We start from the raw sequence: 19,177 nt of genomic DNA on the forward strand, positions 1-19,177 counted from the left end.
AAGAATACGATTATCTCTATTATTCAAATTTCAGAGAAGTACAGAACGGGAACTCCAATTCCAGCACTTATTGAAGAGTGTGACCTTCACTTTTTAAATGAAGCTCTACATCTTCTTGAAGATGGTATTGTTGATATCAAGACTCTTACTTTGATTCTTAATGAGAGAATTGAAAATGTTCACGAACTCTATATGAGAGATACTAGTAAATTTCAGGCGATGGGAAAATACCCACCGGCCATGGGAATGATGGGAACAACAATCGGGATGGTTGTACTTCTAGCAAACCTTGGTGGTGCCGATGCTATGAAAACTATTGGTCCAGCGATGGGTGTTTGTTTAATTACAACACTCTACGGGGTTATTATCGCCAACTTAATGATTATTCCTGTTGGGGAGAATCTAGAGGACTCTGCAAACGAGAGATACTTACAAAATAAAATTATTCTAGAAGGGTTTCGTTTAATGATTAAAAAAACGAGTCCAATTGTTTTAGCAGAGAGATTAAATTCATTCTTACTTCCAAGTGAAAGATTAGATTGGAAAGAAGTTCTAGGAAAATAGATGTACGACGAAGAAGACGAAGACATTGACAGAGAAGAAGAAGAGGATGATGAGATTCCTGTTATTCGCTCAGTTCCTCCGAAGTCTGGTGGTGGTGGTGATGATGCCGGTTGGCTAACATCCTATGCGGACTTAATGACTCTTGTGGCCTGCTTCTTTATCCTAATGATGGCCTTTGCAAACTACGATCCTGCAACTTTCCAAAGAAAAGCTGAAATCATGGCAAAGTACTTCCATGGTGAAAATGATATATCCGACAGTAAAATGAAAAAGCTCATGGTAGAGCTTAATTCAATATCTAATATGCAAAATATTATAAAGGTTCAGCAAAATAATGATGGCCTAGATATTGTGATGAATGTTCGAACTTTTTTCAATTTAGGGAAGGCCACACTTACAAGTGACTCTCAAAAGTTTGTAGATCTTATCATTGATAAAATTATCACAACTCATAAAGATGTAAGAGTACTAGTTGAAGGTCATACTGATAATATTCCAATTCATAGTCGTCAATTCCCTTCTAATTGGGAATTGAGCTCCGCTAGAGCGTCAACAGTGACAAGAAGATTTGAAACTAAAGGCTTTAATAGAAAGTACTTAGTGGCCATAGGTTATGCAGATACTAAACCTGCCTACCCTAATAATGATAAAGATGGTAACCCAATCGAAGAGAATCAACTTAGAAATAGAAGGATTGTCTTAAGAGTTCTTCATAGGCCATCAAAAGAAGTTCCTATGGGACTAGGTGTTCTTTTCAAGGCCAATCACGTTGAAGAGGCCCCGGCAATTCGAGCCGAACAATAGTATTGGAGTTGTTACAACTCCAATATATTAATTAATTTATTAATTATTAAATAAGCTTGGTGCCTGAGGTAGTTCTTTACTCTCAATAGTATCTAGCTCTAGACAGAAATTATATCTAGTTCCAATAACTTCCCCATTGATATCCGTCAGTCTTGTAAAGTGACTTGAGATCATCTCAGTATTTGTATCTTCAATTGGGTCAAAGATATGAAAATTCTGAGAAGAAAGCTTCATACTACCAATATCTTCAATTGAATCGACCTGCTTCATCGTACAGTTAAGTAGCACACCACTACTAATTGATTTAGATTTTATAGTGAGGATTTTCTCTTCAGTAATATCTCTATTATTTTCTATAGATTGCTTAACGAGCTCTCTCATAATCTTAACGACACCTTCTCTAGACTTTCCAAGAGTGATACCAGAATCAATGTTAACATCGAACCTTACGTCTCTTGAAGAGTTAGAAGCCGAGACTTCATTAACACAATTTAGGACACAAGTTTCTAGGTCAAAGTTCTCATTGCTGACTTCTTGAGAAAGCTCAACTGGAGTCTCCTCTCTCTTTACAGGAGTCTCTACAACCTTAGCGACAGGAGTTTTCTTTACCTCAACAGGTCTTTTAACTTCGCGAGTAGTACTCTCCTTAAGAAGGCCATATTCATTTTCTAGTTTACTAATTTTCTTTGAAGTTTGCTTTTTGAGATGAACATTCTCTTCTTCTAGTTCATTTATTTTATTAAGTATAAAGATTAAGTTCTCAGATAGATCCTTCTTACTCTTTTTACTCTCACTCTTTGCGGCGTTAACAACTTTTAAAATATTATCAAGGCCTGACTGCCCTTCGCCTTTAGACTGGATCTCTTTTATGTCATCACTAATTGAATCAAGTAAATCGAGTCTTGAGCTCACACTATGAACAACTTCAGAAATTTTATCTAAGTCTTCATTTTCACCAAAGTCATGTCTAGGGATAGCAGTGAGTTCATCAATTTTATCAAACTTCATTTCCATTGCATGTTTTTTTAAACGATATTTTAGATAATTTGAAAGTAAGTTCTCTACATTATGTAGTCCTACTGCTGTTAGAGATCTACTAACAAATGCTTCAACTTCTTGTCCGTTGTCGAACTTACCACTTAAAGAGAGCTCACTTGCCTCCCTTTCAACTTCTGCTATTAAGTTCGATTTCTTTGATCGCCATGATAATAAATTGATAATGAGTGACATGAGTAAAGTCCCTATTGATAAAAGGTAAAAGTTATTATTGATAAAACTGCTCTTATTAGAAAAATCTTTTTGTATTTTTTGAAACTCTCTAGAAGCTTCACTATAAGATGCTTCAAGCTGTGAAGCCTTCTCTTTAAGAATTTTATATGTATCTTTATTCTTTGGTCTTAGAACAAGCTTATGTAGATCACTTACATTCTTAGAGTACGCTACAACCTTATTCATTAGTGATGCTGAAAGCCCACCTACTTTACTAAGGTCTTCACCGCTTTCTTTAAGACAGTCACTACTTCCTCTAACAAAGCCAGCAGTCATACTGACATGAGCAAGTTTAGTGCTTAGGTAAGATTGGCTTGTCTGCTGAACTCTATCGTTACAGGCCTTAAAGCTCTTAGCAACAGGTTGAATATCCTTAAGCCTTTGCCTATGAATATTTATATTTATTGTTAAATAAGCAGTCGTTACAAACGCTACTACACCTAGCCCCTTTGCTACTAATGTAATTGTTTTCTTTAATTGCGCGTCCATGCCCTTTCCTAACTCCTTCATATATTCTCGCAGCGAGTTCACCTTAATCAAATATATGCTATTTAAAGATTTAAATATATGTAGGCAAGAATGTCGCAAGGCATAAGCCATCGCTGATAAAACATTGAAATCAAAAGACTTAAGTCACTCAATTCTTCTCCCTTATCGAAAAAAAAGATATCTTAATATTTAAAAAATCATAAGTGTTCTAGGCCTAACGAAAATCTAGAAAACCTAATTGGTCAGAAAAAGTCCTCACTCGTATATTTTGACTATATGGCTCTAAATTTAAATCGCTGATACAATTTAAACTTAATATCTTACCGCTTTGGAGGATTGAGTTGAAGACAGCTCTTAGCTTCTTATTTATTTTATTAGCAGTTCAAATTTCTGCAAACGATCTAATTATTGTAGAACCTTCTAATGATGTGCTCGATCAATTCTTAGACGATGATATTAGTTTTCAAAATATAGATGATCTTTCAAAAGTTCTAAATACTGATAAGCAAAAATTTAAGCGATATAAAATTAAAGAGTATATAAAAGAGGCCCCAACAACTCCAAAGATTCAATATGCAGTACTTATGAAGAACTCTTCTCTCTATAAACTAGATAAAGACGTCATCATAAAGAATCCAAGCAAAATGTACGTTAGCGCTAGAGAAGTACTTTACGGCGGTAAGTGGTCATATATTTACGACAAAAAAAAGAATGCCAAATATAGAACTCTCACTAAAAATCTAGCCTTTCTAGAAGAGGTCATAAAGCTTAGATCTACAATTGCTGGAAATAAAATTTATCCAAAGAAAAATAAATACCACAGCGTTGATAGATCTATTCCTGTTGAGATGCACTTCATCTATAGGAGTGAATCAACAGACTTTAAAACATTGAACACACTTGCAACAGATGAACTTGAGACAGCTAAATCAAATAGCCTAAGTATTAAGTCTTATTTCAACTCTCTTCTACCAATTGATCTCGGTCTAGTTTTTGATTATCAGTCTGGAATTGTGGAAAGTGAATCAGACTCTATTACATGGAGTTCAATCTCCATAGGCCCAACTATTAAATATGATTTTTATTCCTATGGAGATCTAGTCTTTAATACACAATTTGCTGTAAAGAAATCTCTCCTCTTTAATGCTACTTCAGAGTTTTCTAGTGCTAGCTACTCGAGCCTAGCATGGCAACTAGGAGTGGAGGCCGCATATAAAACTAAGTATGGAAGTTTTTCACTAGGTATAGAAAATTCTTTTATAAAAACATCCATCAAGGGTGAACTACAAAATCAAGCAAGCTTCTCAAATTCAAAAGAGACAATAAACCAAAGCGCATTAACAGTGGGTTATCAATATACATGGATACTTTAAAATTTCTTCTTTTCTTTTTTTACTGTACATCGACACTAGCACTAGAGGCCCAAGTCATAGTTCTTGAAGCTCCCCTTTTAAGTGAACCATCACTTAAGTCAAGAGTTCTGCAAAGAGTGAGAAAGGGAAAGAACTTATTTATTCATAAGCAGGGAATCGTGAAGAGTTCATGGGAAATGAATTACAATGTTAACTCTAAGGGCCTTCCCCTAGAAGAGCAGTATCAAGATGTAGAATTTCTAAAAACCCTCACTAGAAGTGGACAAGATGCCTGGGTACCTAAGAAGTATGTTAAAGTTATCTACAATGATGAAAGAGAATCTGCTCTACAGATGAATCCTTACTCGAATTACGATCCAACAGACTATAGAATTGAAGAACCTCTTGAAAAGGGATATCCATTTGTTATTCAAAATAAGGCAAGGGCAACAGTAACCTTTGGTATGGGTCCGGCCAGCAAGTCAGGATTTAACTACGGATCAAATATCCTTGAAGAAAATATAGGTAGTAGATATTCATTTGTTACAACCTACTCTAGAAAAGTTCACTTTGATGCCTATGATAGATTCTACTTTGGAGGAATTCTTCAAATCCATGGACAAAGAAGTGTCTACTACATCACTAATGATAGAACCTCTCAAGAAACTCACGGGGAGATAGGAATAGGTCCCTATATTTCTTATGACATCTATAGAACAGAAGATAGATCACTCAAAACCTATGGTGCCTTTACCTATAATCTTCACCGTTACTCAGTAGAACAAGCAACGAGAGCTGAGAGTTTTGAAGAGAGACTCTTTAGTGGCTACTCAATCACACCAAAGCTTGGACTCTCCTACAACATCAGAGACATTATCCCTGAGAGCAAAGTGGACTTTATCTTTGGTGCTGAAACAAACTTCAATCTTCCCTACTCTCTAACCACTGAGTCAGAGGGAGAAATCACAAGTTTTTGGAATAACTCAAATCAAGTTGATTTTCCTCTATCAGCGACCTTTAGTCTTTATTTAGGAATTCAGGCGAGTTATTAACTTTTTTTAAAGCTAATTGTAAATCGTCAATATTTTCGACAACTTAGAATGTAAAAAATGTCTAAAGTTTTGACGGCCACCGGCGATAAGTTATGTAGAAACAGATTAGAGGCTCAGGACGAGAATCTACCATAGTCCAGAACGGAGGGCACACACTATGACAACACACAACACACAACAAGATCACTCAGAAGTAGCATTTCAAAAACTTGGTAACACTTGGTATGTTTTTACTGAAGTGAATGCAGAGTTAATCTACTCAGCAATGCCCGAAGGAATGGACCCAAGAGAAACTAAGCTTGAGCTATATGAGATTATTGAAGATCATATGGACAAAGTTGTTCAGTACTACCAAAAATCTAAAAGAAACCCTGAAGTTGCAGCGTAAGCTAAGATATGGGAATAAAGAAATTGCAAAATCTATTCAAAGATAAGAAGACGAAAGAGCAGGCATCCCCTGCTCTATCTCTAGCGGCCGTCGAAAAAGAGAAGACGCAAGATCAAACAAAGAAAGATTCTATTCAAGAGAAGACTGAAATAGAAGCCTACATAAAATCTATTAATTCGAAGTTAAAAGATCCAAAAATGGCCAAGAAAGCGGCACAGATACTTGAATCTTGGACAAAGAAGAACTAACACTTCGTGCCTAAATATCACTATAGCTCTTAATAAAAAACGCTGTTATACTCCACTCTAAATACCTTTATCCTAGGACTATAGAGATGGAAATTTCATTTTACGACTTTCAAAATTTACATAATGAAAATTTTAGAAAAGAGGTCAAAGATATCATTGGTGAAATCATTGACAACAATGCCTTTGCAGAAGGCGAGTATAATCATAAATTCGAAAAAGACTTTGCAAAAATGCAAGGAGCCAACCACTGTGCGCTAGTTGGAAATGGGACAGATGCTATTGAAATATCTCTAGAGGTATTGGGCGTAGGTCATGGAGATAAAGTTGGCGTGCCAGGAATTACATTCTACGCAACTATTGAAGCTGTTTTAAATCGTGGGGCCACTCCAATCTATATTGATATTAATCCTGAAGATGGATTAATCTGTCCTAAATCTCTTGAAAGAATGGCGCAGGCACATGACTTAAAAGCAGTTATTCCTGTTCACATATACGGACTACCTGCTCCTATCAAAGAAATTGAGGACGTTTGTAATCCTAGAGGAATCAAAATAATTGAAGACTCTGCTCAGGCCCAGGGAACTTTCCTTCCTACAGGTCCTGTTGGATCATCAAATAATTTATCAACTTTTTCTTTTTACCCTACAAAGAACTTAGCAGCTTTTGGTGATGCTGGAGCCGTTCTAGTGCCAACAGAAGAGCTCTACAATAAAATTAAAACTATTGGAAACCACGGAAGAGGCGACGATAGCATGTACGGTAGAAATTCAAGATGCGATCATATTCAGGCCGCTGTTCTATACAAGAAGCTTGAAATGATTGAAGAGTATAACAAGGCGAGAAAAGCTGCCGCAGCTCTTTACCACAAGCACCTAGAGGGAGCTTCAGTAAAGACTCTTCCTGCAAAGTACTTACAAACATCTTCATGGCACCTCTACCCTGTTCAGTGTGAGAGCTCTGAAAAAAGAGAATCTCTGGCCAAACTACTTGCTGACAATGGTGTTTCTACGACTCCATTCTACGCGGAAGCTCTTAGTGAGATGACTCCATTTAAAGGTTATGAAGGAGAGGATGAGAAGGCAAAAGCATTTGCTGGTCATACTCTTTGCTTACCAATTAGTGCCTTCACTACAGAAGAGCAAATTGAGTACGTTTGTAATTTAATTAAAAAATCTTAATGTGAATGGGCCAAAGACTCTTGGCCCTTTTTCTTCTTACTCAGTAGACTTTGATAAATCCCTTTCTCTTTTAAACTTTTAATTCCAAGATCTAATAGAGTAGCTAACTTCTCAGAGCGCTCCTTACTTTTTGAAAAGGCCAAGAATACTTTTAACTTAAAGTGAATGGCCCCTTTAGTAATGGCATTCTCTAACTTTAATCTCTTAAGATGAAACTTTGCGCTCCCATCTGCGAGAATTCCAACGTCTACTCTATTTCTTAAAATCAATTTAAGAATTTGCTCTTGGGTGTTTACTCTGGTTTCGTCGTAGCTACTCTTATTTTCATCAAACTCATCACCGTACTGATACCCTCGCATCAGAGCAACCTTATCTCCCTTACTAAGCTTTTCTTTATAAGGAGAATTTTTTAAGTGATAGTAAGAAGCAGTCGTTTCAATGATGGGCTCAGAACCAAAAATGAACTCTGAGTTTGTAGTTTTATCTCTCATGACATTATAGCAGCCATCGAGCTCTCCTCTCTTGGTCATCTCCATGATTCTAGAGTAAGGAAACACATGTAACTTCACCTTTACCCCAACCTCAGCAAAGGCCTTAACCACTATATCGGAAGAGATACCCTCTCCATCTTCGTTTGCGTAAGGAGGCCAAGAGTTCTCAACTCCAATATTAACTTCAGTAGAGAAAGTTAAGAAGTTAAAGAAAATAGTCAACATGATTAATATTCTTTTCATATCAGCAGTATACTCCCAATCAAATTTTAGTTAGCATGGAAATATTTGCGAAAGGCAATTTATCTTACTCCCCATAGTATTTTCAATTAGATAGAGAAAAAGTTAAATATTTTTTCAACCTTAAGGGCCTAAACTCACTGCCAATAAAGGTTGTGTTTAGTAGAAAAGATAGTCTTATGATTAGGAAAATCTCTGCTAGGAAAGGACCCCTAGCAGATTACAATTGCCTTTTATTTATTACAGTACTTCTCTACTGCCTTAAAAGACTTCTCATGCTCACTCTTTTTTCCAGTGTAGGGAACAAAGCTACCATAGTGATCATGATCAAAAGAAGTCATCCCCTCTCTATAAGTATAGATTTGAGATCTCTGATAGTTACTATCTAAAACTTGTAGTCTATAGCCATTAGAGGTTTTTTCCATATCAAACACTAACCATGCGTGTGAGTCAATCCCATCAATCTGAAGCATTTGATAAGCAATTCTCCCCTCACCCTTAACATAGCTATAGAGATCATCCATTCGCTCTTTTAGTTCTTCTTCAGAGACTTCATGAGATCCCCAAAGTCCTACCGCCCACTGCTGTCTTAGAAAACCATCTCCCTTTTGCCACTTCTCTAACTCTCTTTGAATTAAGTCAGCGTTAGAATAAGAAAAGTCATTGATACTTCTATAGCCTGGTACCTCGACAACTTTTTTTCCCTTTCTAATAGCTTTAATTATTTTTTTCACTTCTCTTTCAGAAGGATAATCAAGCTCCGGTCTAAATCTAGCAGTAACCATTGCATTACGCTGAAAGCGGCTATGCCACCAACAAACACCACCATTTATTAATCCTCCCTGGTTCCTAAAGGCCAAGAGATTATCTCTTTGCAAAACTTGTCTCTTTAATGACCTGACCGACTTTCTGCCAGCGCAAAAAGATGCTTTGGACTCAGCAAAGGTATTAACTGATGTAAGTGTGCAGAATCCTATAGAAAGAGCGAGTAACGTCTTCTTCATGGTGTCTCCTAATTTAGTATTTAAGAGTTCATATCACACGAGAAACGCAATGCATCAAAAATGTAAATTCTATACTTTAAATATTCATATTGATAGCTACGTCCGAGCGTGTTATCTAGACTTCTTAATTCAATTTTTTTTTATATAGAGGTAATGATGGTCGATCTCACCTATAGCGATGAGTTCAAATACACTACTAAAAATCCATACAGCGACAAGCTCGATGAGTTTAAGGACTTTGTTTATAGAGATCATGAAGCTGAAGTTCTTCAAGGTAAGTGGAATAGTGAGGCCTTTAAAAGAGAGGGTCCACTTTACTTAGAAATTGGAACTGGCTATGGACACTTTATGATGGAGTTCTCAGAAAAGAACCCTGACGTAAATTTCGTAGGTCTCGATTATAGATTCAAGAGAAGCTTCTCTCTAGCTAAAAAATTGGCCGCCCACCCTACTAAGAACTTTAAGTACCTACGTGGAAAGGGTGAGAGAATTCACTTCCTATTTGAAGAGAATGAACTAGATAAGATCTTCTACTTCTTCCCAGACCCATGGCCTAAGAATAAACATTTAAAAAAGAGACTCTTCCAAGAGCCATTCTTAAATCAAGCCTACAAAGTTTTAAAGCCTGGTGGTAGAATCTTAATTAAGACAGACCACGACGGCTACGCTGAACACATGAAAGAAGTCATGGAAAAGAACGAACAATTTGATGTCGTTATGTCTACTGACCGCCTAAGAGAAGAGCAACCTGATCATTTCTTAGCTAGTTTTTCTACTAAGTTTGAAAAGATTTTTCTTAAGAAGGGAATTAAAATTAAAGCGTTTGAATTAGTTTCTAAGAAAAAGGACTAGAGGCCCATGTCCCTTAAGGACCTTAAACAGAGAATTGTTACAGAGCTTCCTATCTCCGCAGTCGTCGGAGATTATATACCTGTAACTAAAAAAGGAAATACTGCTCTTGCTGTATGTCCCTTTCACGATGATCACAAGCCCTCAATGAATGTCACAGACTCACGTGGGCGCTATAAGTGCTTTGCTTGTGAGGCCGGTGGAAATGCAATCGACTTTGTTATCAATTATAAGAATCTAGATTTCATTGAGGCGCTAAAAGAGATTTGTACAAATCACGGAATCAACTTCGATGATTACAATCAACAAAAGGCCAAGCCGCCAAAAGTTCTTATGGCCGAAAAAATCCTGACTAAAAGCAGCCAGCTCTACCAGAGGATTGCCGAGTCAGGACGATTTGAAGAATATACTAAATTTATAAAAAATCGTGGACTAACAGTTGATATAGCGAAGACCTACAATCTAGGCTACGCCCCTAAAGACAGTAAGCTCACAAGCTATCTAAACTCTATTCCAAACGAGAAAGAGAGAAACTTCGCTCTCACAATAGCGACAGAACTTGGCCTTATCAGAATTGATAAGAATGACTCCAAGTCCCACTATGACACTTTTAGAGACCGTATTATCTTCCCTATTTGGGACCAATACGGCCAAGTTGTCGGTTATACCAGTCGTGCAGTTTTCGAGTATCAGAAAGCTAAATATATGAATTCATTAGAGTCTTTCATCTTCAAGAAGAAACACATCCTTTATGGACTCCACCTTGCAAAGAGTAGTATCAGGAGCAAGGATGCTGTTATCTTAGTTGAAGGAAATATGGACCAGATCGCACTATTTAACAAAGGATTTACAAACTCAGTTGGTATTCAAGGAATTGCCATGGGTGATAGTTCTGTCGTTAAACTGAAAGCGCTTACAAAGAATATCTACCTAGCACTTGATAATGATAATGCTGGGTGGAATGCAGGGCTTAGAATTAACAAACAATTCCTAGACGTTGGCATAACCGCTAGATTTGTTGACCTTGCACCCCACAAAGACCCTGATGACTTTCTTCAAGAAGAGGGATCAGTTGAGCTTCAAAAGAGAATTGATAATGCTAAGGCCTTTATTGACGTACAAGTCGATAGAGTCATTCCAGAAAAACTTCCAGAGTTACTAGATGCTCAACTTCAAATCTTAAATGAAGTCTTTTCGGTACTGTCTCCATTGAAAGACAGTCTATCAGCAACAGAGCGCGCCGCGCAAGCAGCAAAGAAGATCGGACTAAAGTCTGAGGCCTCTCAAATTATTAGTAATTACAAAGATTTTCTCTCAGGAAATCAGGCGCCTACAAACTTTGCACCTCCTCCAATGGACGAGCCAGAGGGTCTTATCACAGAGTCTTTCCATGAAGAGATTTCATTTGAAGACATGCAATATCTAACTGGAGAAATGGAATCAATTGAAGCACCTGCTTTAAGCAAAATTGAGACCACTTTTCTCAGTGAAATTATAAAGCACCCAGAGTGCCTAACTAGCGATAAAATCGGGGAATTACTTGATTTTGTGTCCTCAAATGAGGTACAAAAATACATTACTAGACTGAAAGAATTATTTTATGAAATTGACGAGAGTGAGTTTGTCGCCATCGTTTCTAATTTTACTACAAATGGTTCATTCTCTAGCGAGTTAAAAGATGTAATTGCCAAGGCCCTAAAAAGTTACCGAGCAATTTCTCATGATGATAATAAAGTTGTTTCTCAAATCATTTTTGATATTAAGAAAAAACTTGAACTCACAAAACTCGACATCGAATGCGATGAAATTTTACTCAAGCAAAAAACCTGTACTACTGACGAAGAGAGTAACAAGTTAATGATTGAGCTACTTGCCAAGAAACAAGAAAGAGCTAAAGTGCAAGCTTTTAAATATAAAACCCCCGGGGGAAAATAAATGTCGATTGTTACCGTATTTATTAATTCAAAAGATTTCTCAAAACTTCTCATCAAAGGTAAAGACCAGTCTTACCTAACAGCTGAAGAAATCAATGACGCAATTCCAGCAGGCATTGTCGAGCCAGAGGCCATCGACGAAATTATGCTTAAAATTCAAGAGATGCGCATTGATATTCACGATGAGACTTCTGAGGAAGAAGATGACGGTATCCGCTTAGACGGTACAGAAATTATCGAAGAGACGCTTTCGAAAGAAGAAAGAGCTGAGCTCAAGTCTGCTTCAACGGATCCAGTTAAGTTATATCTTAAAAGAATGGGATCTGTGGCACTCCTTACTCGTGAGGGAGAGGTCGTTATTGCAAAAGAAATTGAAGAAGGTGAAAGAGAAATTATTCTTTCAGCAGTTAAGTCAACACACGCAATTAAAGAGATTATCAAACTAAAAGAAAGAGTCGAAACTCAAGAAAATCAAAATGAGTTCGTTAAAGAATTAGTTCGTGGTCTTGATGATGAATCATCTAATGCTGATATCATCAAAGTTCGTGATGAGATTTATTCTGTTTGTGACAATCTTGATACTCTCCTAAACAGAGTTGAAAATGAAGATGGAACAATTAAAGAGTACACTCAAGAAGAGAAGAAGAAGATGGATACTATCGCTCTTCGTCTGGCAGACCTTACTTTCAACAGAAAAATCATCAACAGCTTCGTTGAACCAGTAAAGAAATACTTCCTACAATTTAGAGAATTATACGAGCAACAAGAACGTATTTATAAATTCTTAGAAGTTGATGGTAGTGAAGACTATAAAGTTCTTTACGAAAAAGTTCTTGAAGATGATGCCTTTAAGAGACGTCTTGCAAAAGATCTCTACACAACTGACGCTAAGATTGAGCAGTTAATTAGAAATCAAGAAGATGTTATTAGAAAACTACGTAGACTAAGTTTAGATGCAGGAATGGAATTTGCTGATATCGAAGATGTTTACAATATTATTCTAAAAGGTGAAACAAAAGCTGACGTTGCTAAGTCTCAACTTGTTGAGGCCAACTTAAGACTAGTTGTTTCTATTGCTAAGAAATACACAAATAGAGGATTACAATTCCTTGACCTTATTCAAGAAGGAAACATCGGACTTATGAAGGCCGTTGATAAGTTCGAGTATCGTCGTGGTTATAAATTCTCGACTTATGCTACTTGGTGGATTCGTCAGGCGATCACGAGAGCTATTGCTGACCAAGCAAGAACTATCCGTATCCCAGTTCACATGATTGAAACAATCAACAAGATGGTTAGAACTTCTAGACAACTTATTCAAGAACTAGGTCGTGAGCCAACTCCAGAAGAAATTGCTGAGAGAATGGAGCTTCCAGTTGATAAGGTTAAGAAAGTTCAAAAGATTTCTAAAGAGCCAATCTCTCTTGAAACACCAATTGGTGAAGAAGAAGATAGCTCACTTGGAGATTTCATTGAAGATAAGAAGATCATCTCTCCTGCAGACGCTGTAATGAGTGTGACTCTTTCTGAACAAACTCGTTCAGTACTTTCAACTCTTACTCCAAGAGAAGAGAAAGTTCTTAGAATGCGTTTTGGTATTGGTGAAAAATCAGACCATACTCTTGAAGAAGTTGGACAAGATTTCTTCGTAACAAGAGAGCGTATTCGTCAAATCGAGGCGAAGGCCCTTAGAAAACTTAGACATCCGTCTAGAGCTAAGATGCTTAAGTCATACGTAGACAAAGAATAATTAAGAATACATTTCTAATATTAAAGGCCCCTAGAGATAGGGGCTTTTTTTTGAGCTTCTTAACAAAATTAACAATCCCTCAACCAAACTTCACTTAGTTAACTCCAACTTAACTGCTAATTAACCAATAAAATCTATATAATTTTAAAGTACTAAGAATTTAGTACCGCAGGTGTAACACTTTCATCTCGTAAAAGCGCTAAATCAAAGTGAGTTAAAAATGGCGTCACATATGACGCCTTTTTTTATGATGCTACGTTTTGCTCTTCAACTACTAGGCGAAAGCCCTTATTTCGAATATTTGTTACTCTGTGAGAAGTCGATTCTAGCTTCTTTCTAAGGTTTACTAGATGGGTGTTGATATTATTGTCATCCACTACACATCCCTCTCCCCAGACAGACTCTACTAAATCCCTCTTACTCTTTAGCTTCTTTGTGGACAGTGACTTTAATATCTTAAACTCTTGTTTTGTAAGTCCAAGGCACTCACCTTTATAAATGGCCTGAACATTATCAATATCGAGAACCAGGGAGAATCCTAGTCTCACTCTCTTATGACTCTTATGTCTAAGAATTAGATTGATTAGTCTAATCTTGATCTCTTCAAAGCTCATAGCGTGACTTAGAAAGTCCGTCTTTGTGAGAGAGAGAGCTTCAAGCTTTAGGTACTCATCTTGACTAAGAGATCTTAAAACCACAGGAGTACTAGCGTACCACGGGGCCTTATTAATCTCTCTAAAGAATTGTAGACCATTTAGGTTTGGCATAAGAGTGTCGGCCAAAATGAGATCAAAGTCACCGTGTTCAGCAAGCTCTAATCCTTTTAGAGGACAGTCACAAGTTGTAATTTCAAACTCTTCACCTAGCTTAAACTTAAAACGTTCAAGATTTTCTTTGGAATCATCTATGTATAAAATTTTATTCATACACAAATAATACACTAGTAAATAAAAAAACAGAAGATAGTAGATTTTCCTCAATAAATTCACACGTAAAAGACTGCATTTACAGAGATATGCAACCTCTTCAATTTTGTAGAGTGTTTTAATCAACTAATTAGAATCTAATTATGTGCCGAGGTATATTTTTAGCAATATTCACGATACAATATAGGCTTTAAAAATTAGGAACTTATAATATGCTTCAAGATATTTTCATTCTTCCTGAATACCTGGAGAAAACTGCGCGCAGTTTTTTTAAAGAAACAGATATTTCAAATGCTAAGAAATTTTTAAGCCTCTCAAAGGTCAATCTTTCATTTATAAAAGGAAGTCCTGAAACGTATTATATCGTCTCTGGAATCGTTAAACACGATAGGACTCACGAGTGTAAAATAGTCTACAAGAAAAGACTTGAAGGCACTGAAGGTGGTCCACTTTCATCAAATTGCGATTGTCATGATTGGACTGCAGAGGGACATTGTTCTCACACTGCTGCTCTCTATCTTGGTTATCACTTGCAACTTGAAGGTGATAGACCAAAAGACGAGTCATCACCACCTATTCCTAACTTTGGATTAAATGGTGTGAATGTTCTTGAGTATGGAACAATTCTTCGCGCCCCTGGAGAACTCCAAGGAGCATCGGCGACAGCAACCTACTCTTCTTTACAATACCTTCTACACAATAAGAAAGTTGTAAACTTTCCTCTTCCTGAAAACTTTCAGGGAAAGATTATTTTAAATATCTTTAGCCCTAACGATGAAAGAAGTTATCCAAAGCTAAAGTTTCAACATAAGAAAGATGAAGACACAATCGTCGATGAGATCTCCCTATTTGAAAACCTCTACCTATTTGATTGGACTAGTGGAGAGGCCTTTCACTTAACAAGTGATTTAAAGACTCTCATTCAAAAAATTAAAATTAGAGGAACAAACCTTACAACTAACGACTTAATTAAGATGGCCATGCATAAAGAGCTGTCAGAGAAGTGTGAGATTGTAATCGATGGCATCCCTCTCAATCAAGTAAGAGAGATCAATGCTGGCTGTAGAGTGACACTATCACCTGGAGCAAGAAAAGGTTTAGTTGAAGTTGAAGTAAACTTTCACGACGATAATGAAAAAGTTATTGTACCCCCAGATTTTTTAACGTCATTTGCTTTTGAGGGTGGATATCTATCTAACTTTAAAAAGAAAAAAGATGCTTATGAGTTTATTGATCAGTTTACAACTCATATAGAAGATGAAGTGTTTGATTATAAGAAGTCTCTTCACTCTAGTAGCCGTAAGGACAAGTGGGTTGAATTAATCAACTACACAATGAAAAATGAGAAGACCTTTATCTATGATCCAGAAGAAAAAGAAATCTGTGATTTTAATAATCAATTTCTAACTCTTTTGATCTCTGCTCTTTACAAAAATTTTGGTGAATTATTTTTTAGATACGCTGAATATAGAGCAGAAACTAAGACTCTATACTTTCAGGCCTCAATGAGTTCTATCTTTCAAGGGCTTTCGGCGTTTCACGACAAGGTGACTCCTTATGGTGTGACAATATTCTATGAGAAATCAGAATTAGCAAATTGGAATTCAAAAATAAGATTTGAAAGAAGGGCCTCTTCGACGAAGTGGTTTGACTTAGAGCTTTATATATCAAATGACGACCTTGAAATTATTAAGCAGGCCGACATGGACACCGGACTCGTTCTTACGAGTAAGGGACTAGTCCTATTAAATAAAGAACAAAAAGATCTCATGAAGTTCATGAGAAAATATACAAAGTTTGAAGGAAAGCAAGTTGAGGACGAAGAGGGAGAATCTCAAGCAGAGTCTCCATTTAAGAAATTCCTACTTCCTTTCAATAGAGCAAGAATTTTTGAACTATTTGAACTTAAGAAGCTTGGTATCGAAGGAGCTCTTACTCCAGAAGAAGAAGAGCTCTGTGAAAGGCTCTCTACTCTAGAGCAAGTTCCAGAGTACGATCTTCCAGAAGACCTCGACGCCACACTTAGACCTTATCAGAAAACAGGTTATAACTGGCTTAAATTTCTACATGAAAATAAGCTTGGAGCTTGTCTTGCCGATGATATGGGTCTTGGTAAGACACTTCAAACAATTGCCTTTATTCAAAGTATTCACGATCAAATAGACCGTGTACTAGTAGTGTGCCCAGTTTCTATTCTACTTAACTGGCAAAAAGAAATTGAGAAGTTCTCAAAGATGCAAATCCATATTTATCACGGTGGCGAGAGAACATTCCCTGACGATACAAAGATCATACTTACAAGTTATGGTGTAATGAAGCGTGAAATCGATGAGACATTTGCTGATAAGCACTTTGATATTCTCGTTCTAGATGAAGTTCAACACTTAAAAAATATTAGATCTCTAGGGGCCTATGCTGCTAGAAAAATAAAAGCTGACTACAGAGTTTGTCTAACAGGTACACCTGTAGAAAATGATTTGGCCGAATTCTATAATATTATAGATCTCTCAGTTCCAGGAATCTGGGGAGATTTAGAGTTCATTAGAACGACCTCTAATCAAAAGTCTAGACTTACGGCCAGAAAGACAGCGGCACCATTTATTTTAAGAAGAACTAAGGATCAGGTTTTAACTGACCTTCCTCCTAAGTTAGAAAATAATGTTTATCTAAACTTTGATGATGCTGAAAGAAAGACTTATTTAAATAACCTCGTTTCAATTAAGCAGAGAATTACAACTTCTCCGTCTAGAAAGAAGTATGGAGAAATCCTTAAAGGTCTTCTTCAATTGAGACAGAGTTGTCTTTGGCAGTCCCCTACTGCGAACTTAAGCTATAAGACAATTGCTTCAACTAAGGTTAATTTCCTAGTGGAGCAGTTAGAGCAAATTGTTGAAGAGGGACATCAGACGATTGTCTTTAGTCAGTTTACGACTTACTTAGATTTAATTCAAAATACTTTAAGAGATAAGCACTGGCGTCTTTCAAGAATTGATGGAAGCCAATCAATTAAAAAGAGACAACAGCAAGTTGATGAATTCCAAGCTGGAAAGACTGATATTTTCTTAATCTCTCTTAAGGCCGGTGGTGTTGGTCTAAACCTAACAGCGGCGAGCTATGTCTTTATTATGGACCCATGGTGGAACCCAGCAGTTGAATCACAAGCAATTGATAGGGCCCACAGAATTGGACAGCAAAACACTCTTACAGTCTATAGACCTATTATCAAAGACACTGTTGAAGAAAAGGTTTTAAAGCTTCAAGAGATGAAGAAACAACTCTTTAAAGACTTACTTCCTGACGATGATGAAAATCTCTTCACTGGTAAGCTTTCAATGAAAGACTTCGAAGATCTATTTTCTTAAACTAAACACACCTTCATAACTTATGGAGGTGTAGAGTTCATAACTGAAAAATCCTCTGCCCTCTCTCTCTTTTTAGAGACTATCTCTCTTACTCGTAGAATTATTGCTCCAACCTAAATCTTGGAGGATACATGAAAAGAATTACTTATTTATTTTTGGCCCTAAGTCTTGTAAGTTGCGCTTCAGCTGATAAGACCAAAAAGAATGAGCTCTCAAAGGTCAGTATTGAGAAATCATTAAAGAAAGGACTTACAAAAAAGTCTGAAGTCATCAAACTCCTTGGATCTCCAGAAATGATCAATTCTGACTCTGAAGGAGAGGAACAATGGGTTTACAGCAAGACCGCCTCAGAGTGGAATGATATGGGAGCAAACGTTGGCCTATTTGGAGCAAGCTTTTTGTCGAGTACACTTCTTGGAACGAGCTTAGACTTCGGTGGTAGTAAAGGATCAAGTAGTACTAAGACTAAAACTTTAGAAGTCTACTTTGATAAGAAGGGTGTCTTAAAGTCTTACAGTCTCTCGACTTCAAAGATATAGAGGGACCAATGTCAAAAGTTTCAGAGAAAATAATAAAGAGTGAGTATATTCAAAAGCTAGCAAGTAGTGAAAAGGACCTTCTAATACTTATGAGTATTGGCTTTGCCTTCTCTTCCCTACTTGCGGGACTTGGTCTCTTACTACCTATTGGAATTTGGTTTATTAAAAAAGATGAATTAGAAAAAATCAATACTCAAGGAAAGGAGTTTCTAAATTACTCATTTCTACTTATGTTTTTAACTCTTATAGTTTTAGTTATTTCATTTTATACTTCAGGACTTGTTACAGCAATAATAGTGCCAATCTACTCAATTGCTATATCAATTCTAGGTATTCAACGAGCGCTAAAAGGAGAAGTCATTCCCTATCCAAGCAAGCTCTACAAACCCATAAAATAATTGATATATGCCACTCAAACATGACCAGTTAATGACCGTCAATTGACAAGGACAAGCTTTCATACTATGATTTACTTAATGAATATAAAATATAGCTCACATTCAGTAGATAGGATTCTTCAAAGAGATATTTCGACTAAAGATGTAGAGCTAATCCTAAGTGAGCCAGATGGTAAAATAAAGCAGTCCCAAGATAAGTATATCTACTATAAAAAACTTAAGGGACGTAAAGATAATTTAATTGCGGCAGTAGCTGTGACAAAGAAAAATATGAATTTTGAAGTTGTCACAGTCATGATTAATTTTGAGGTGAAATAATGAAAGTACATCATGATTCAGA

18 protein-coding genes and 1 pseudogene are annotated in these 19,177 nt (G+C 36.6%); 15 read left to right on the top strand and 4 right to left on the bottom strand.

Annotated elements, in window-relative coordinates:
• Both ABX784_RS09460 and ABX784_RS09465 read left to right on the top strand, forming a co-directional pair.
• The coding region (locus tag ABX784_RS09460) for a motility protein A (RefSeq protein ID WP_372654785.1) at positions 1–564 on the top strand (564 nt) is incomplete at its 5' end.
• Positions 565–1,368, top strand: a complete 804-nt coding sequence (locus tag ABX784_RS09465; RefSeq protein WP_372654786.1) for a flagellar motor protein MotB — start codon at positions 565–567, stop codon at positions 1,366–1,368.
• 39 nt (positions 1,369–1,407) lie between these two features.
• Here ABX784_RS09465 and ABX784_RS09470 read toward each other — a convergent pair whose 3' ends face one another.
• Complete coding sequence (locus tag ABX784_RS09470; protein WP_372654787.1) at positions 1,408–3,126, bottom strand: hypothetical protein; 1,719 nt, start codon at positions 3,124–3,126, stop codon at positions 1,408–1,410.
• A gap of 341 nt (positions 3,127–3,467) precedes the next feature.
• Here ABX784_RS09470 and ABX784_RS09475 point away from each other — a divergent pair, with 341 nt between their 5' ends.
• The 5 genes from ABX784_RS09475 (at position 3,468) to ABX784_RS09495 (ending at position 7,344) form a co-directional block, all read left to right on the top strand.
• Positions 3,468–4,499, top strand: a complete 1,032-nt coding sequence (locus tag ABX784_RS09475) for a hypothetical protein (RefSeq protein ID WP_372654788.1) — start codon at positions 3,468–3,470, stop codon at positions 4,497–4,499.
• On the top strand, positions 4,487–5,530 hold the full coding sequence (locus tag ABX784_RS09480) for a hypothetical protein (RefSeq protein WP_372654789.1): 1,044 nt from the start codon (positions 4,487–4,489) through the stop codon (positions 5,528–5,530). Before ABX784_RS09475 ends, ABX784_RS09480 begins: the two co-directional genes overlap by 13 nt.
• 157 nt (positions 5,531–5,687) lie before the next feature.
• Positions 5,688–5,918, top strand: a complete 231-nt coding sequence (locus tag ABX784_RS09485) for a hypothetical protein (RefSeq protein ID WP_372654790.1) — start codon at positions 5,688–5,690, stop codon at positions 5,916–5,918.
• Between the two features lie 23 nt (positions 5,919–5,941).
• The gene (locus ABX784_RS09490) at positions 5,942–6,166 is read left to right on the top strand and encodes a hypothetical protein (RefSeq protein ID WP_372654791.1); all 225 of its coding nucleotides are present in this window, start codon (positions 5,942–5,944) and stop codon (positions 6,164–6,166) included.
• 86 nt (positions 6,167–6,252) lie between these two features.
• Complete coding sequence (locus ABX784_RS09495; RefSeq protein ID WP_372654792.1) at positions 6,253–7,344, top strand: DegT/DnrJ/EryC1/StrS family aminotransferase; 1,092 nt, start codon at positions 6,253–6,255, stop codon at positions 7,342–7,344.
• On the opposite strand, the gene ABX784_RS09500 is transcribed toward ABX784_RS09495, so the two are convergent.
• Positions 7,341–8,078 (bottom strand): substrate-binding periplasmic protein, encoded by a 738-nt coding sequence (locus tag ABX784_RS09500; RefSeq protein WP_372654793.1) that lies wholly within the window; start codon positions 8,076–8,078, stop codon positions 7,341–7,343. The genes ABX784_RS09495 and ABX784_RS09500 overlap by 4 nt on opposite strands.
• Before the next feature lie 230 nt (positions 8,079–8,308).
• Positions 8,309–9,079 (bottom strand): hypothetical protein, encoded by a 771-nt coding sequence (locus ABX784_RS09505; RefSeq protein ID WP_372654794.1) that lies wholly within the window; start codon positions 9,077–9,079, stop codon positions 8,309–8,311.
• A 153-nt stretch (positions 9,080–9,232) separates the two neighbouring features.
• On the opposite strand from ABX784_RS09505, the gene trmB reads away from it, so the two are divergent.
• The 4 genes and pseudogenes from trmB to rpoD all read left to right on the top strand — a co-directional run bounded on the left by trmB (position 9,233) and on the right by rpoD (position 13,612).
• Positions 9,233–9,931, top strand: a complete 699-nt coding sequence (gene trmB, locus ABX784_RS09510) for a tRNA (guanosine(46)-N7)-methyltransferase TrmB (protein ID WP_372654795.1) — start codon at positions 9,233–9,235, stop codon at positions 9,929–9,931.
• 6 nt (positions 9,932–9,937) lie between these two features.
• Entirely contained in the window at positions 9,938–11,863 is a 1,926-nt protein-coding gene (dnaG, locus tag ABX784_RS09515; RefSeq protein WP_372654796.1) for a DNA primase, read from the top strand.
• Positions 11,864–12,205 (top strand): annotated as a pseudogene (locus ABX784_RS09520) (RNA polymerase sigma factor region1.1 domain-containing protein); the annotation flags it as partial. It lies immediately after the preceding gene.
• Positions 12,179–13,612 carry an RNA polymerase sigma factor RpoD gene (gene rpoD / locus ABX784_RS09525; RefSeq protein ID WP_372654802.1) on the top strand — a complete coding sequence of 478 codons (1,434 nt, stop codon included), beginning with the start codon at positions 12,179–12,181 and terminating at the stop codon, positions 13,610–13,612. The pseudogene ABX784_RS09520 and the gene rpoD, both read left to right, overlap by 27 nt.
• A 245-nt stretch (positions 13,613–13,857) precedes the next feature.
• Here rpoD and ABX784_RS09530 read toward each other — a convergent pair whose 3' ends face one another.
• Positions 13,858–14,538 carry a response regulator transcription factor gene (locus ABX784_RS09530; RefSeq protein WP_372654797.1) on the bottom strand — a complete coding sequence of 227 codons (681 nt, stop codon included), beginning with the start codon at positions 14,536–14,538 and terminating at the stop codon, positions 13,858–13,860.
• Between the two features lie 212 nt (positions 14,539–14,750).
• Here ABX784_RS09530 and ABX784_RS09535 point away from each other — a divergent pair, with 212 nt between their 5' ends.
• The 4 genes from ABX784_RS09535 (at position 14,751) to ABX784_RS09550 (ending at position 19,155) form a co-directional block, all read left to right on the top strand.
• The gene (locus ABX784_RS09535; protein WP_372654798.1) at positions 14,751–17,900 is read left to right on the top strand and encodes a DEAD/DEAH box helicase; all 3,150 of its coding nucleotides are present in this window, start codon (positions 14,751–14,753) and stop codon (positions 17,898–17,900) included.
• A gap of 131 nt (positions 17,901–18,031) precedes the next feature.
• Positions 18,032–18,439, top strand: coding sequence for a hypothetical protein (locus tag ABX784_RS09540; RefSeq protein WP_372654799.1), 408 nt, complete (start codon positions 18,032–18,034; stop codon positions 18,437–18,439).
• A gap of 8 nt (positions 18,440–18,447) precedes the next feature.
• Positions 18,448–18,837, top strand: a complete 390-nt coding sequence (locus ABX784_RS09545; protein WP_372654800.1) for a DUF4870 domain-containing protein — start codon at positions 18,448–18,450, stop codon at positions 18,835–18,837.
• A 66-nt stretch (positions 18,838–18,903) separates the two neighbouring features.
• Entirely contained in the window at positions 18,904–19,155 is a 252-nt protein-coding gene (locus ABX784_RS09550) for a DUF4258 domain-containing protein (protein ID WP_372654801.1), read from the top strand.
• Positions 19,156–19,177: the final 22 nt, after the last annotated feature.

Source organism: Halobacteriovorax sp. (assembly GCF_041587335.1).
Taxonomy (GTDB): domain Bacteria; phylum Bdellovibrionota; class Bacteriovoracia; order Bacteriovoracales; family Bacteriovoracaceae; genus Halobacteriovorax.

Coding starts and splice junctions, on each gene's coding strand:
- ABX784_RS09485 (WP_372654790.1), top strand. CDS start 5,688: ATGACAACACACAACACACAACAAGATCACTCAGAAGTAGCATTTCAA.
- ABX784_RS09550 (WP_372654801.1), top strand. CDS start 18,904: ATGATTTACTTAATGAATATAAAATATAGCTCACATTCAGTAGATAGG.
- trmB (WP_372654795.1), top strand. CDS start 9,233: ATGATGGTCGATCTCACCTATAGCGATGAGTTCAAATACACTACTAAA.
- ABX784_RS09530 (WP_372654797.1), bottom strand. CDS start 14,538: ATGAATAAAATTTTATACATAGATGATTCCAAAGAAAATCTTGAACGT.
- ABX784_RS09470 (WP_372654787.1), bottom strand. CDS start 3,126: ATGGACGCGCAATTAAAGAAAACAATTACATTAGTAGCAAAGGGGCTA.
- ABX784_RS09545 (WP_372654800.1), top strand. CDS start 18,448: ATGTCAAAAGTTTCAGAGAAAATAATAAAGAGTGAGTATATTCAAAAG.
- ABX784_RS09465 (WP_372654786.1), top strand. CDS start 565: ATGTACGACGAAGAAGACGAAGACATTGACAGAGAAGAAGAAGAGGAT.
- rpoD (WP_372654802.1), top strand. CDS start 12,179: ATGGGATCTGTGGCACTCCTTACTCGTGAGGGAGAGGTCGTTATTGCA.
- ABX784_RS09495 (WP_372654792.1), top strand. CDS start 6,253: ATGGAAATTTCATTTTACGACTTTCAAAATTTACATAATGAAAATTTT.
- ABX784_RS09505 (WP_372654794.1), bottom strand. CDS start 9,079: ATGAAGAAGACGTTACTCGCTCTTTCTATAGGATTCTGCACACTTACA.
- ABX784_RS09480 (WP_372654789.1), top strand. CDS start 4,487: ATGGATACTTTAAAATTTCTTCTTTTCTTTTTTTACTGTACATCGACA.
- ABX784_RS09540 (WP_372654799.1), top strand. CDS start 18,032: ATGAAAAGAATTACTTATTTATTTTTGGCCCTAAGTCTTGTAAGTTGC.
- ABX784_RS09500 (WP_372654793.1), bottom strand. CDS start 8,078: ATGAAAAGAATATTAATCATGTTGACTATTTTCTTTAACTTCTTAACT.
- dnaG (WP_372654796.1), top strand. CDS start 9,938: ATGTCCCTTAAGGACCTTAAACAGAGAATTGTTACAGAGCTTCCTATC.
- ABX784_RS09535 (WP_372654798.1), top strand. CDS start 14,751: ATGCTTCAAGATATTTTCATTCTTCCTGAATACCTGGAGAAAACTGCG.